13 protein-coding genes are annotated in these 13803 nt (G+C 72.8%); 9 read left to right on the top strand and 4 right to left on the bottom strand.

Annotated features, from left to right (window positions below; translation table 11 throughout):
- Positions 1 to 44 precede the first annotated feature (44 nt).
- The gene (locus IE277_RS14175; RefSeq protein WP_189952208.1) at positions 45 to 1292 is read left to right on the top strand and encodes a hypothetical protein; all 1248 of its coding nucleotides are present in this window, start codon (positions 45 to 47) and stop codon (positions 1290 to 1292) included.
- Positions 1293 to 1346: 54 nt separating this feature from the next.
- On the opposite strand, the gene IE277_RS14180 is transcribed toward IE277_RS14175, so the two are convergent.
- A complete protein-coding gene (locus IE277_RS14180; RefSeq protein ID WP_189952210.1) occupies positions 1347 to 2336 on the bottom strand; it encodes a hypothetical protein in 990 nt (329 codons plus the stop codon).
- Positions 2337 to 2539: 203 nt separating this feature from the next.
- Complete coding sequence (locus IE277_RS14185) at positions 2540 to 3268, bottom strand: lysophospholipid acyltransferase family protein (protein ID WP_189952213.1); 729 nt, start codon at positions 3266 to 3268, stop codon at positions 2540 to 2542.
- A 270-nt stretch (positions 3269 to 3538) separates the two neighbouring features.
- On the opposite strand from IE277_RS14185, the gene IE277_RS14190 reads away from it, so the two are divergent.
- The 5 genes from IE277_RS14190 to IE277_RS14205 all read left to right on the top strand — a co-directional run bounded on the left by IE277_RS14190 (position 3539) and on the right by IE277_RS14205 (position 6646).
- Complete coding sequence (locus tag IE277_RS14190) at positions 3539 to 3907, top strand: TlpA family protein disulfide reductase (RefSeq protein WP_373310788.1); 369 nt, start codon at positions 3539 to 3541, stop codon at positions 3905 to 3907.
- An 83-nt stretch (positions 3908 to 3990) separates the two neighbouring features.
- On the top strand, positions 3991 to 4071 hold the full coding sequence (locus IE277_RS49510) for a putative leader peptide (protein WP_373310789.1): 81 nt from the start codon (positions 3991 to 3993) through the stop codon (positions 4069 to 4071).
- 44 nt (positions 4072 to 4115) lie between these two features.
- Complete coding sequence (locus IE277_RS14195) at positions 4116 to 4625, top strand: flavin reductase family protein (RefSeq protein WP_189952215.1); 510 nt, start codon at positions 4116 to 4118, stop codon at positions 4623 to 4625.
- Positions 4626 to 4841: 216 nt separating this feature from the next.
- Complete coding sequence (locus tag IE277_RS14200) at positions 4842 to 5630, top strand: electron transfer flavoprotein subunit beta/FixA family protein (protein ID WP_189952217.1); 789 nt, start codon at positions 4842 to 4844, stop codon at positions 5628 to 5630.
- A gap of 53 nt (positions 5631 to 5683) precedes the next feature.
- Positions 5684 to 6646, top strand: a complete 963-nt coding sequence (locus IE277_RS14205; protein WP_189952219.1) for an electron transfer flavoprotein subunit alpha/FixB family protein — start codon at positions 5684 to 5686, stop codon at positions 6644 to 6646.
- A 79-nt stretch (positions 6647 to 6725) separates the two neighbouring features.
- On the opposite strand, the gene IE277_RS14210 is transcribed toward IE277_RS14205, so the two are convergent.
- A complete protein-coding gene (locus IE277_RS14210) occupies positions 6726 to 7631 on the bottom strand; it encodes an endonuclease/exonuclease/phosphatase family protein (protein WP_189952221.1) in 906 nt (301 codons plus the stop codon).
- A gap of 212 nt (positions 7632 to 7843) precedes the next feature.
- On the opposite strand from IE277_RS14210, the gene IE277_RS14215 reads away from it, so the two are divergent.
- A complete protein-coding gene (locus tag IE277_RS14215; RefSeq protein WP_189952223.1) occupies positions 7844 to 9142 on the top strand; it encodes a DUF6986 family protein in 1299 nt (432 codons plus the stop codon).
- A 113-nt stretch (positions 9143 to 9255) separates the two neighbouring features.
- Positions 9256 to 11436: a serine/threonine-protein kinase gene (locus IE277_RS14220; protein ID WP_189952225.1), complete on the top strand. Its 2181-nt coding sequence runs from the start codon at positions 9256 to 9258 to the stop codon at positions 11434 to 11436.
- Between the two features lie 63 nt (positions 11437 to 11499).
- On the opposite strand, the gene IE277_RS14225 is transcribed toward IE277_RS14220, so the two are convergent.
- Entirely contained in the window at positions 11500 to 12549 is a 1050-nt protein-coding gene (locus IE277_RS14225) for a LacI family DNA-binding transcriptional regulator (RefSeq protein WP_189952227.1), read from the bottom strand.
- Positions 12550 to 12811: 262 nt separating this feature from the next.
- On the opposite strand from IE277_RS14225, the gene IE277_RS14230 reads away from it, so the two are divergent.
- Positions 12812 to 13762: an ROK family protein gene (locus IE277_RS14230; RefSeq protein WP_189952229.1), complete on the top strand. Its 951-nt coding sequence runs from the start codon at positions 12812 to 12814 to the stop codon at positions 13760 to 13762.
- Positions 13763 to 13803 lie beyond the last annotated feature (41 nt).

The following is a 13803-nucleotide window of genomic DNA, read 5'->3' on the forward strand; positions in this document are numbered from 1 at the left end:
CCCCGCCTGTCGCCGTCCCGATCGCACTCGCTAATCTCCCCGCCATGAGCAACGGGGGAGCGGAAGAGAAGGACGACGTCACCGGCACGGAGAAGACGCCGCATCCGGAGCGTACGGAGAAAAAGCCGGAGCCAGAGCGCGCGGAGAAGACGTCCCGGCCGGAGCCGACCGCCGCGCCGCGCAGACGCCGGGCGCTTGCCTCGGCGGTGGGGCTGGTCCTCGTGGCCGGCGGCGTCGCCGTGCCGTTCGCGCTCGGCGTGGGGGACGACACCTGCAAGCAACTGCCCGCCGGAATCCGCGCGTTGGCGAAGGACCCGGCGGCGGCGACCCGCGCCCTCGACCCCCGGGACGACATGTCCCGCTACGACGCCGTGCGCGCACTCCTGCCGTCCGGCACGCTGTGCGGCGACGGCGGCCGTGCGCTCGGCCGGGTGGTGGACGCCGCCACCGGTGCCGACGCCGTCGGTACGGTCCACAGCACGGCCCAGGCCCGTGCGATGTACGCGGTCAGCGCGGTCTACGACGGGGCCCCTGTGCCGCCGGGCGCGGAGCCGGGCCTGGCCCGTGCCCTGGCCGGCTATGTCGCCGACACCACGGGCTTCGTCGTCGAGGACCCCGATGCCGCCACCCCGGCCGCCTCCGGCGCCGACGCCGCCCCCGACGAGGCCGGCTTCTCCCGCTTCGGCCGCTTCCTCGCGCCGGGCGAGGCACACCCGGAGTTCGGCTTCGACCACACCGGCACGGTGACCGCCGATCCGGCGCGGCTCTTCGGCGAAGTGGCCAAGGACCCGGAGGCGTTCGCGATCCTGTACGACGCCGAGCGCGCCTACCTCGCCCACTACCTGGAGCGGCTGACCGCGCAGGGCACGGATCCCGACCAGCACCCCGAGAAGGAACCGGGGGAGGCGCGCATGCCCCCGACCCTCGGGCCCGACAACGATCTGCAGGACATCGCGCGCCGCGTCGGCACCCTCATGTACGTCAGGGCGGACGGCGCCCGCGACGGCGGCATCGACGATCTGTACGCCTTCGACGAGGCCGTGCTCCGGCACACCCGGGGCGCCTACCGGGCGGCGGCGGATCGGGTGACCCTCCGGCCGCCCATGAACGGCATCGCCCGCCGGCCGGTGAGCGGGGCCGTGCGCGGGCATCTCATGGACGGGCGCGGTCAGCTGTTCCTGACGTTGGACGCCTGGGCCAAGGCCCGTAAGGTACCGGCCGGCCGGGCGTCGGCGGTCCGCCAGGTCCTGGACGACGCCTACCTCAAGGGTTTCCACTACGGGGCCTCATGAGGGTACGGGGCTCCATGGGGGTACGGGGTCCCATGAGGGCGCCGCGGTCGGATGTCAGCCGGTCAGCCGCAGCCCCGAGCAGCCGCGCCGTGTGACCTGGTCCTCGGCGAAGGCCTTCAGCAGCCTGCGCAGGTCCGCCGTACGGACGCCCGGGATCTCGTCCGAGCCGCGGACCGCGAAGTTGGCCGCCTCGCCGGCACAGCGTGCGGTCGCGGTCAGGGGGCGGCGCACCCCGTCGTCCGAGACCAGACGGTTGCTCCAGTCGCCGTACCAGGCGCCGAAGTTCAGATACGCCGAGGACGGCGAAGTGTCGCGGTCCAGGTCGCAACGCCCGGCGGGAGCGCTGTCGTTCATCACCGGCTCGACCCGCCACCGGGCTGCCTGGGGGAGCCGCGCACGAGCCACCCAGCCGCAGTCGGTGCCGTCCGCCTCGGTGACGGGCACCGAACGCCGCCTCGCGTCGGGACCCGGCTGCGCCGCACCGCCCTTCGGCACGGTCAGCGGCTCGGCGCCGCAACCCAGGTGCCGGGAGGCGGAGTTGACGAAGGGGATGACCGTCTCGTACACGGCGTGGCTCGTGCGGACCGCGGCGTAGCCGACGTGGGCGCTCACCAGCATCCGGCGCGGCCGGCCCGGCACGCCCTTGGCGAGGGCCGGGCAGTGCAGCACGAACTGCGGATCACCGAACTTGTCGAAGAATCCCGGCAGACCCCGCGGCATGGGGTCCATGGGCGAGAAACCCTGGTCCTCGAAGGCATCGAGGAACATGCTGTCCTGGTCGTCCCGCCCGAGATAGGCGGTCATCCGCACCACCAGCGTGGAATCGCCGCGCCCCTCGAAGGACAGACTGCAGCCGTAGTCGTCGAGCCCGGGGTGCTGCGTCGTGTCGGCCTTCGTGAAGTGGCCGCCGCCTGCCGCGAGTTCACGCACCGGTCCGGAGGGGAGCACGCCGTCGCAGGCGGTGCGCACCAGCCACCAGTCCTTCACATACGGCGCGCCGATCCAGCCGGCCAGCGCCAGCACGGCCGCAGCCGCCAACGTCACCTTCCACCAGCGCCGCATCGTCGAGCCCCCGTACAGCGGTCGGCACACGAGGGCCGTCCGGCCCTCCCGTCACGACCGCGAACCCTATCGGCCGGGCCGCCGCCGTAAGCCGCCGGGTGGGTGCGCGGACCGGTGCGCCCGGCCGCCCGAGGGCCCTGGGGCGCCTTTGGACCCCGCAGCGTCTGCGGTCGCCGCGCCGTGGGTCAGTGCGCCTCGGCCGCGCGCAACTGCTCGACCGTCGGTGCCGTGCCCCCCAGGTGGGCGGGCAGCCACCAGGAGTCCCCGGGGCCCTTGGGGCGGCCCGGGTAGGCGCGCTGCGCGGCCTCCAGCACCTCCTGGACGGCATCGCGCAGCCGACGGGTGATCGCGCCCGCGTACTGGTCGCGGGGTGCCTCGACCGCCTCGCCGACCCGGATGGTGACGGGCAGGTGGTCACGCTTGAAGTTGCGGGCCTGGCCCTTCGTCCACAGCCGCTGGGTGCCCCACACCGCCATCGGGATCAGCGGGACGCCGGCGTCCTGGGCGAGCCGGGCCGCACCGGACTTGAAGCTCTTCAACGTGAACGACTGCGAGATGGTGGCCTCCGGGAAGACCCCGACCACCTCGCCGGAGCGCAGCGAGTCCAGCGCGTGCGCGTAGGCCGCCTCGCCCTGCTTGCGGTCCACCGGGATGTGCTTCATGCCGCGCATCAGCGGACCGGAGATCTTGTGCCGGAAGACGGACTCCTTCGCCATGAAGCGCACCAGACGCTTCTGCGGCAGGGCCGCCAGGCCGTTGAAGACGAAGTCCAGATAGCTGATGTGATTGCTGACGAGCACGGCGCCGCCCGAGCGCGGGATGTTCTCCGACCCCTGGCAGTCGATCTTCAGGTCCCAGGCCTTGAACAACGTCTTGGCGAGACCGATGACGGGACGGTAGACCAGCTCTGCCATGGGCGGGACAGACCCTTTCTGCTCTGCTCGGGAAAGGGGGCTCCCGGCGGGAAAGTTACGCAGCCGTAGGTTTACGGCGTATCGCAGATCGTGCCCGAAGAACGGACGGGTAGCCAGTCCTGGTGCCACGCGGCGGCGAGATCCTCGTCACGTCGGACCTCGGTCCCACCTCGATCTATAGATCGTCTTTATACGTGATCCGTGGGTGACGGCGAGCCTTCCGCGCCCGGGATTCCTCCGTGCCCGGGAATCATTGGCGCCCGACGGGTGCTGGTGAAGGGTGACCGACGGCGGCGGGACGGGAGAGTGCGGGTGCGCGGGCGGGACGACGGCAGGCGACTGGGAGCGGCCGAGCTGGGCGGTGAACTCGGCGAGCGGGCCACGCTGGTCCAGTTCTCCAGCGCCTTCTGCGCGCCCTGCCGGGCCACCCGACGGGTGCTCGGGGAGGTCGCCGGCATGGTGCCCGGGGTGACGCACGTCGAGATCGACGCCGAGGCCCGTCTGGACCTCGTGCGCGACCTGGAGATCCTCAAGACCCCCACCGTGCTGGTGCTCGACGCCGCCGGCCGGGTGGTGCGGCGCGCCACCGGACAGCCTCGCAGGGCCGATGTCATCGCCGCGCTGGGGGAGGCCGTGTGAGGGGGCTTCAGACGGCCGTGGGACATCTCCCAGTTCGCGGATCATGCTTGACTGCGCGCGCCATTGATCGTCAGCCTGGCCGTATGCCGAGCGAACTCCTTCTCCATGGGCGGGTCCACGTCGACCTCGCCCGCACCGCGAGCGCCACCTGTCCGGTCTGTTGAGCACCGACGGCCCGGCTCGCGACCTCCAGCAGAAGGACATCCCCATGACGGCCTCACCCGACCTCGGCACGGTTCGGTACGCCTCTCCCGACCTGTTGCGCTCCACCTTCCGCCGGCACGCCGCCGGTGTGGCGGTGATCACCGCACGCGGTGACTCCGGTCCGGTCGGCTTCACCGCCACCTCCCTCACCTCCGTCTCCGCCGAGCCCCCGCTCGTCTCCTTCTGTATCGGCACGGGCGCCTCCAGCTGGCCCGCGATAGCCGAGAAGGACCACATAGGCGTCCACATCCTGGGCGAGCACCAGAGTGAGCTGGCCGCCACCTTCGCGCGCAGCGGCGCCGACCGGTTCGGCGCCCCGACCGTCTGGCGCGAGGGCCCGGAGGGGGTGCCGGTGCTCGGCGGTGTGCTCGCCTGGCTGGTCTGCCGGATCGTCGCCCGCGTCCCGGCCGGTGATCACCGGATCGTGCTCGCCGAGGTCGTCCTCGGCGACCCCACAGGCACCGGCCGGCCGCTCCTCTACCACCAGGGGCGCTTCAGCGGACTGCGGGACTGACCATGTGGGCCGCCGCTGCGGGGCCGTCGAGTTCCGGTTACGCTGCGTTGCGAAGGTCACAGTTCAAAGCGCTTGCTTAGCGGGCATGAACTGGGTGTACTGACGAGTAATATTTCGGTCGGAGCGCGCGGACGCCCCGACCGGGATCGGCCGCTTGAGGCGCCTATGCTGCCTGCAAGAGGTGCCCGGAAATGACGATGCAGTAGGAGAGCCGGCGTGAGCTTGAGGATCGTTGTCACTGTGAAGTACGTGCCCGACGCCACTGGCGACCGGCACTTCGCCGATGACCTGACCGTCGACCGCGACGACGTGGACGGTCTGCTCTCCGAACTGGACGAGTACGCGGTCGAGCAGGCCCTGAAGATCGCGGAGGACTCCGACGACGACGTCGAGGTCACCGTTCTCACGATCGGCCCCGAGGACGCCAAGGACGCGCTGCGCAAGGCCCTGTCCATGGGTGCCGACAAGGCCGTCCACGTCGAGGACGACGACCTGCACGGCACCGACGCCATCGGCACCTCCCTGGTGCTGGCCAAGGCGATCGAGAAGGCCGGCTTCGACCTGGTCGTCTCCGGCATGGCCTCCACCGACGGCACCATGGGTGTCGTGCCCGCGCTGGTCGCCGAGCGCCTCGGCGTCCCGCAGGTCACCCTGCTCTCCGAGGTCTCCGTCGAGGACGGCACGGTCAAGGGCCGCCGGGACGGCGACGCCGCCAGCGAGCAGCTGGAGGCCGCCCTGCCGGCCGTCGTCTCCGTCACCGACCAGTCGGGCGAGGCGCGCTACCCCTCCTTCAAGGGCATCATGGCCGCCAAGAAGAAGCCGGTGGAGTCCTGGGACCTGTCCGACCTCGACATCGAGGCCGAAGAGGTCGGCCTGGACGGCGCGTTCACCAAGGTCGAGGCCGTGGCCGAGCGTCCGGCCCGCACGGCCGGCACCATCGTCAAGGACGAGGGCGAGGGCGGCAAGCAGCTCGCTGAGTTCCTCGCGAGCCAGAAGTTCATCTAAGGGCTCGCACCCGCTGACCGCCCCTCAACTTCGTTACGCAGGAGAGCAATCCCATGGCTGAAGTCCTCGTCTACGTCGACCACGTGGACGGTGCCGTCCGCAAGCCCACCCTGGAGCTGCTGACGCTGGCCCGCCGCGTCGGCGAGCCCGTCGCCGTCGCCCTGGGCAACGGCGCCGCCGACACCGCCGCCACGCTCGCCGAGCACGGCGCGGTGAAGGTCCTCACCCACGACGCGTCCGAGTACGCCGACTACCTGGTCGTGCCGAAGGTGGACGCCCTGCAGGCCGCCTACGAGTCCGTCTCCCCGGCCGCCGTGCTGGTCCCGTCCTCCGCCGAGGGCAAGGAGATCGCCGCCCGCCTCGCGCTGCGCATCGGCTCCGGCATCATCACCGACGCCGTCGACCTGGAGGCCGGCGACGAGGGCCCGGTGGCCACCCAGTCGGTGTTCGCCGCGTCCTTCACCACCAAGTCCCGGGTCATCAAGGGCACCCCGGTCATCACGGTCAAGCCGAACTCGGCCGCCGTCGAGGCCGCCCCGGCCGCCGGTGCGGTCGAGGCCCTCGCCGTGACCTTCTCGGACAAGGCGACCGGCACCAAGGTCACCGCCCGCACCGCGCGTGAGTCGACGGGCCGCCCGGAGCTGACCGAGGCCGCGATCGTGGTCTCCGGTGGCCGCGGCGTGAACGGCGCCGAGAACTTCTCGATCATCGAGGCGCTCGCCGACTCCCTCGGCGCGGCCGTCGGTGCCTCGCGCGCCGCCGTCGACGCCGGCTGGTACCCGCACACCAACCAGGTCGGCCAGACCGGCAAGTCGGTCTCGCCGCAGCTGTACATCGCCAACGGCATCTCCGGCGCGATCCAGCACCGCGCCGGTATGCAGACCTCGAAGACGATCGTGGCCGTCAACAAGGACGCCGAGGCCCCGATCTTCGAGCTGGTCGACTACGGCGTCGTCGGCGACCTCTTCGACGTCGTCCCGCAGCTGACCGAGGAGATCAAGTCCCGCAAGGGCTGATCCCCGCCCGGCTGATGCCTGCCTTCGCTGTACGAGGCCCCCGCGACCGCACCGCCGGTCACGGGGGCCTCGTCCCGTCTCATCCCGGGATCAGGGTCGCCTGCACCGGCAGGTGGTCGCTCGGGAACTGTCCGTTCAGCGAGAACGTGTTGATCGAGGCCAGCTGCGCCCTGACGCCGGGGGTGGCGAGGATCCAGTCGATGCGGTCTCCGTCGCGGGTCAGCGGCTTGTAGCCGTGGAAGGTCCCGTACGGCTCGCCCCGCACGGCCGCGGTCTCCCAGGTGTCGACGAGGCCGGCGCCCAGCAGCGTGTCGTAGACCGCGTTCTTGTGGGCGGCGGCGTTGAAGTCGCCGGTGACGACGAGCGGGAGCGACCGGTCGAGCCCGGCGAGGCGCTGGACGATCAGGGCGGCGCCCCGCGCGCGTGCCTTCTGGCTGCGGTTGTCGAGGTGCGTGTTCAGGAAGTAGAACTCGCGGTCACCGTCGACAAGATCCCGGAACCGCACCCAGGTCACCATCCGCACGGAGCCGCCGCCCCAGGTGTTGGAGCCGATCGTCTCCGGTGTGTCGGAGAGCCAGAAGTGGTCGTACTCCTGCGGGGCGAGCCGGCGGGTGTCGTAGAAGACCGCCATGAACTCGCCGCGGCTGCCGCCGGCGCGTCCGGTGCCGATCCAGTCGTAGTCGGCTCCGAGGTCGGCCTCCATGTCGCGCAGCTGCTGGTAGAGGCCCTCCTGGGTGCCGATGACATGCAGGCCCTCGCGCTGCAGAAGGGCGCTCATCGCCGGTCTGCGGGCGGCCCAGCTGTTGGGTTCGGCGGTGTTCGCGTAACGCAGGTTGAACGACATGACGCGCAACGCCTCGCCCTGCCGTTCGCCGGCCGAGGCGGGGTCCGCGGCGAGTGCTGTACTGGACAGGGGCGCGGGGATCGTGACCGCGAACGCGCTCTTCAGGCCCATACGGCGCGTGATGCGGCTGAGGTTCGGCACGGGCGCTCCTTCCACGGCGGCTTCGGGCGAGTCGGTCAGATGCGCTGTGACGGTAGGGCAATGCGGCCCGGCGCGCTGCCGACTGGATGTGAACACGCCGGGATGGCCGGGTGGCGCGTAGGGAATGCGGTGTTGACCAGCGGGAAGGTTGGCAGATAACTTCGCTATACGGATTGTTGATTCCGTAGTGCGGAAACATTGGAGGGTGTGGGATGGGTCAGCAGGAGAAGGTGGCGACGAGTCTCGCGGGCGCCGTCAGCGAGGAGATCAGCGCCTCCCTGGCATCGGTCGACGCGGAGCTGGAGCGCCGCTACCCCGGGGACCCCGGCACCCGGCAGCCCGTCCACACCGTCTACGTACCCGGTGACGCCTTCGCCGCCGGCACCATCCGCTCCTGGGGCGACCAGGCCCTCGCCGCCCTCGACGAGCACGCCCCCGACGCCGCCTCCTTCGCGGCCGTCCTCGGCCTGTCGGACGAACTGGCCGAACCGGTCTACTCCCGTGTCCGCGCCAAGCTGGAGCGCGAGCCCATCGAAGACCTGCGCGTCGACTTCGAGGACGGCTACGGCGCCCACCCGGACGCCGACGAGGACGCGACGGCGGCCCGCGCGGCCCGGCTGATCGCACAGGCGTATCGCGACGGTACGGCGGCGCCGTACATGGGCATCCGCATGAAGTGCATGGAGGCCGCCGTACGCGACCGGGGCATCCGCACCCTCGACGTCTTCCTGACCGGCCTGATCCAGTCGGGCGGCCTGCCCGAGGGCCTGGTCCTCACCCTGCCCAAGGTCACCTACCCCGAGCAGGTCGGCGCCTTCGTCCGCCTCCTGGAGGCCTTCGAGAAGGCGCACGGCCTGGACGCCGGCCGGCTCGGCTTCGAGATCCAGATCGAGACCAGCCAGTCCATCCTCGCCACCGACGGCACCGCCACGGTGGCCCGTATGATCCAGGCCGCGGAGGGCCGCGCCACCGGGCTGCACTACGGCACCTTCGACTACAGCGCCTGCCTCGGCGTCTCCGCCGCGTACCAGGCCAGTGACCACCCGGCCGCCGACCACGCCAAGGCGGTCATGCAGGTAGCGGCGGCCGGCACCGGCGTCCGCGTCTCCGACGGCTCCACCAACGTCCTGCCGGTCGGTCCGGCGGCCAAGGTCCACGACGCCTGGCGCCTGCACTACGGTCTCACCCGCCGCGCCCTCGCCCGCGCCTACTACCAGGGCTGGGACATGCACCCCGGCCACATCCCGACGCGCTACGCGGCCGTCTACGCCTTCTACCGCGAGGGCTTCGAACAGGCGGCGGCCCGCCTCGCCCGCTACGCCAACCACGCCGGCGGCGACGTCATGGACGAGCCCGCCACCGCCAAGGCGCTCAGCGGCTATCTGCTGCGCGGCCTGGACTGCGGCGCCCTCGACATTGCCGAGGTCGCCCGCCTCAGCGGGCTGACCCGCGCCGATCTGGAGGGCTTCGCGGCGCCCCGGCGAGGTGACCTGACGGCCTCCGCGAAGTAGCGGACCGGTCACAGCTCCCGCCGCCGGCTCGATCCGGCGCCGCCGCCCCGTACGCTGGACGCCACGCATCGACCAGCGGACGCGACACAGGACGACACGGGAACGGGGCGGCGGTGTCTTCGGGGGAGCAAGGACCGCAGGAGTACGGCGACACGGACGGGACCGGCCGGCTGCTCGCCGGGCGCTACCGGGTCACCGCACGGCTCGGGCGCGGCGGCATGGGGGTGGTCTGGCGGGCGGTGGACGAGGTCCTCGGCCGCGAGGTCGCCGTCAAGGAACTGCGGACGTACACGGACGCGGCCGGACCGGAGCTGTCCGGGCTGCGGCTGCGTATGCAGCGCGAGGCCCGTGCCGCCGCCCGGGTCCGCCACCCCGGGGTCGTCGCCGTGCACGACGTCACCGAGGTCGACGGACGCCCGCTGATCGTCATGGAACTGATCGACGGACCCTCCCTCGACGGGATCCTGCGCGAGCGCGGCACCCTCGACCCGTACGAGGCGGCCCGCATCGGCCTGGCCGTGACCGACGCGCTGGCCGCCGCCCATCGCTCCGGCGTCCTGCACCGCGACGTCAAACCGGGCAACATCCTCCTCGACCGCTCCGGCCGCGTCGTCCTGACCGACTTCGGCATCGCCACCATGGACGACCCCGCGGACGGCTCGGCCACCCGTCTGACCCGCAGCGGCGAACTCGTCGGTTCCCTGGACTATCTGGCCCCCGAGCGCGCCCAGGGCGGCGAGCCGGGCGCGCCCGCCGATGTCGGGGCGCTGGGGGCCACGCTGTACGCGGCCGTCGAGGGCACCTCGCCGTTCCGTCGTACGTCCACCTACTCGACGCTCACCGCCATCGTCTCCGAGCCCCTCCCCGAGCCCCGCCGGGCCGGCCCGCTGGCACCCGTGCTGCGGCGCCTGATGGACAAGCGCCCGGACTCCCGCCCGGACGCCGAGGAGGCCCGCGAGGCGCTGCGCGAGGTGGAGCGGGCGCGACCCTCGGACACCCCGACGACCACCCTGCGCCCGACCACACCGGCAACCCCCGCCCCACCGCACCACGACACGCCCTCCGCCCCACCGGACCACGACGCGCCCTCCGCCCCACCGGGATTCGGACCGGCACAGCCGGCCACCGCCAACCCGGCCGACCCGCTTGGCCCGACAGCGAGCGGCTCCGTCGACCCGCACGGTTCTGCCGACTTGCATGACGCTGTCGGCTCGCACGGCTCCGACCGCCTGTACGGCTCCGCCGGCCCGCAGGGTCCCGTCGACTCGCACGGTTCTGTCGGCGCGCACGGCTCCGCCGGGGCGCATGGCCCTGTCGGCCCGCAGGGCCCCGTCGACTCGCACGGCTCCGCCAGCGCGTACGGCCCCGCCGGCCCGCACGGCCCCGCCAGCCCGTACGGCTCCGCCGGGGCGCAAGGCCCTGTCGGCTCGCACGGCTCCGCCAGCCCGCAGGGTCCCGTCGACTCGCACGGCCCCGCCGGCCCGCGCGGCTCCGAGGGGCCGTACGGCCCCGTCGCTTCCCAGGCCGGCGTGCCCATGGGGTCGGTGTCCGCACACCGGGAGGGTGCCGCTCCGCACACCGGTGCGCCCGCCGGGGCGACTCCCGCCGGCGCGTCCGGCGCGCCCACCAGGCCCATGAGTACGACCTCGGGAGCGCCCCGCCGCAAGGGCCGGGTGCTGCTCGCCGCCGCTGCCGTCGCCGTCGTGCTCGCCGGGGCAGGTGTCACCGTGGCCCTGCTGCGCGACCAGGGTGCGCCGACGGCGGGTCCCGGGGCGACGGCCTCCCACACTCCGGCGGCGGGCACCCGACGGGCCGGTACGGAGCGGTCCGCTCAGCCAGGCCATCCGCGCCGGGAGGGCGGAAGGAGTACCGGGCCCACCGGGCAGCCGAGCGGCGCGGGTACTGCCGAGCCGTCGTCGAGCGCCTCCGCCTCCGTCTCCGCGTCCGCGCCGGCCGAACCCTCCCCCAGCCCGACCCCGACCAGCGGTACGAGCCACACCTCCAGCCCCGCGGCGTCCTGCCTGTCCATCGGCGGCGGCAAGTACAACTGCGAGGTCTGGCGCACCGCCACGTCGTACACGGCCTCCGGCGCCGCGGCCGGGACCGTGAACGCGGGCACCAACTACTTCTACTGCCAGGCGAATCTGGGGCGCCGGGAGACCTATGGCCGGTGGACGAACGTCTGGTGGGCGAAGACCGACGACGACAGTGGCAACACCGGGGTCTACGTCAGCGATGTCTACCTCAAGGGCGGCACCAACGACGCACCGGTGCCCGGCCTGCCGGTCTGCTGAGCGGAGCCGCTCTCGAACTCCACCCGCCCGCGGCGCAGTTGGGCGGGGCGAGGGGCGGCCCGATCAGTCCGCGGGGGGCAGCTCACCCGAGCCGCGGGTGATCAGCCGGGTGGGCAGCTCGATCCGCTCAGGAGCGACGCGCCCGCTGTCCAGCTGACGGAAGAGGCGCTCGGCGGCCGTACGGCCGAGGGCCGCCGCGTCCTGGGCGACGACCGTGACGCCCGGCTGCAGCAGATCGGCCAGCTCGATGTCGTCGAAGCCGACGAGGGCGACGTGCCGGGACTGTTCGGCCAGGACCCGGATCACGGTGACCGTCACCCGGTTGTTGCCCGTGAAGATCGCGGTGACCGGGGCGGGTCCGGAGAGCATCTCCTCCGCCGCCCGGCGCACCCGCTCCGGATTCGTCGCGCCGAGGGACATCCAGGCGTCCTCGACCGGTATCCCGGCGTCCTCCATGGCCGCCCGGTAGCCGCGCAGCCGTTCCGCGGCGGTGTGGATCCGGGGCATGTCACCGATGAACCCGATCCGGCGGTGGCCGTGCGCGATCAGATGGGCGACGCCGTCCCGGGCCCCGCCGTAGTTGTCCGAGAGGACCACGTCGGCGTCGATCCGCCCGGCCGGACGGTCCACGAAGACCGTCGCCACGCCCGCCCTGATCTCCGGCTCCAGATAGCGGTGGTCGTCACCGGCCGGGATCACCACCAGGCCGTCCACCCGGCGCGCGCACAGGGCCAGTGCCAACTCCTGCTCGCGCTCCGGGTCCTCGGCGCTGGAGCCGTTGATCAGCAGGGCGCCATGGGCTCGGGCCACCTCCTCGACGGCGCGGCTGAGCGGGCCGTAGAAGGGGTCGGCGAGGTCCTCCAGGACCAGCCCGATGCTCGCCGTACGGCCCTTGCGCAGCACCCGGGCGCTGTCGTTGCGGCGGAAGCCCAGCGCCTCGATCGCCTCCTGCACCCGGCGCTCGGTGTCCGGCGTGACGCCGGGCTCGCCGTTGACCACCCGTGAGACCGTCTTCAGTCCGACACCGGCCCGTGCCGCGACGTCCTTCATCGTCGGGCGGTTGCCGTAACGGTTGCCGGGAAGGCTGTCTGCGCGGCGGGTGGTGTCGGGCACGATGCGGCGTCCTGTCCTGTCGTCCGTATGGTCCGCGGAACCGGTGCGTCCGGGCCGGCGCGTGGGTGCGCATGAAGTGATGCGTCCGGGGTGGTGCGCCGGTCCGGGGATTGTATGAGGATGTGGCGTCGAGCATAGAGCCTGGACAACGTTGTCAGATGCGCGAGACACTGTCCACCGTTTTCTGCCGGCCTGCGCCCCCACCGCTTGACCGGCCTGCTTCTCTTTGGTTCTCAAGCTTCAACGGGGAGATCTGACTCTGATGCACACCGACCTCGTGGCGGCCCTGGACATCGGCGGCACCAAGATCGCCGGCGCGCTGGTGGACGACGACGGACGGATCCTGACGCGGGCCCAGCGCGGCACCCCCGCCCAGCGGGACGGCGAAACGGTCATGCGAGCCGTCGAGGACGTGCTGGCCGACCTCGCCGGATCGCCGCTGTGGGGACGCGCCGGCGCCATCGGCATCGGCAGCGCCGGTCCGGTGGACGCCTCGGCGGGCACCGTCAGTCCGGTGAACGTGCCGGGCTGGCGCGACTACCCGCTGGTCGGCCGGGTGCGCTCGGCCACCGGCGGCCTCCCGGTCGAGCTGATCGGCGACGGCGTCGCGATCACGGCCGCCGAGCACTGGCAGGGCGCCGCCAGAGGCCATGACAACGCGCTGTGCATGGTGGTGTCGACGGGTGTGGGCGGCGGCCTGGTCCTGAACGGACGGCTGCACCCCGGCCCGACCGGCAACGCCGGGCACATCGGGCACATCAGCGTCGACCTCGACGGCGACCCGTGCCCATGCGGTTCGCGCGGCTGCGTGGAGCGCATCGCCAGCGGGCCGAACATCGCCCGGCGCGCCATGGAGCAGGGCTGGCGGCCCGGCCCCGACGGCGACACCTCGGCCGCCGCGGTGGCCGCCGCCGCCCGCGAGGGCGACCCGGTCGCAGTGGCCTCCTTCGAGCGGGCGGCGCAGGCGCTGGCCGCCGGCATCGCGGCCACCGCGACCCTGGTGGAGATCGACATCGCGGTCATCGGCGGGGGCGTCGGCAAGGCCGGCGACATCCTCCTCACCCCGCTGCGCAAGGCACTCACCGACTACGCGACCCTGTCCTTCGTCCAGCGGCTGACGGTCGTGCCCGCGCAGATGGGCACGGACGCGGGGCTGGTCGGCGCGGCGGCCGCCGCGCTGGCCCGGCGGCCGGACGCGACGGCGGGGGTCTGAGCGGCGCGGCGGACGGGCGCGACGACCGCGACCGCCCAGGT

The organism is Streptomyces alanosinicus (genome assembly GCF_014650595.1).
GTDB lineage: Bacteria > Actinomycetota > Actinomycetes > Streptomycetales > Streptomycetaceae > Streptomyces > Streptomyces alanosinicus.

Bases quoted from the DNA above. Each gene is read 5' to 3' on its own strand.
- IE277_RS49510 (WP_373310789.1), top strand. From the start codon at position 3,991: ATGCCGAGCGAACTCCTTCTCCATGGGCGGGTCCACGTCGACCTCGCC.
- IE277_RS14205 (WP_189952219.1), top strand. From the start codon at position 5,684: ATGGCTGAAGTCCTCGTCTACGTCGACCACGTGGACGGTGCCGTCCGC.
- IE277_RS14215 (WP_189952223.1), top strand. From the start codon at position 7,844: ATGGGTCAGCAGGAGAAGGTGGCGACGAGTCTCGCGGGCGCCGTCAGC.
- IE277_RS14175 (WP_189952208.1), top strand. From the start codon at position 45: ATGAGCAACGGGGGAGCGGAAGAGAAGGACGACGTCACCGGCACGGAG.
- IE277_RS14195 (WP_189952215.1), top strand. From the start codon at position 4,116: ATGACGGCCTCACCCGACCTCGGCACGGTTCGGTACGCCTCTCCCGAC.
- IE277_RS14230 (WP_189952229.1), top strand. From the start codon at position 12,812: ATGCACACCGACCTCGTGGCGGCCCTGGACATCGGCGGCACCAAGATC.
- IE277_RS14185 (WP_189952213.1), bottom strand. From the start codon at position 3,268: ATGGCAGAGCTGGTCTACCGTCCCGTCATCGGTCTCGCCAAGACGTTG.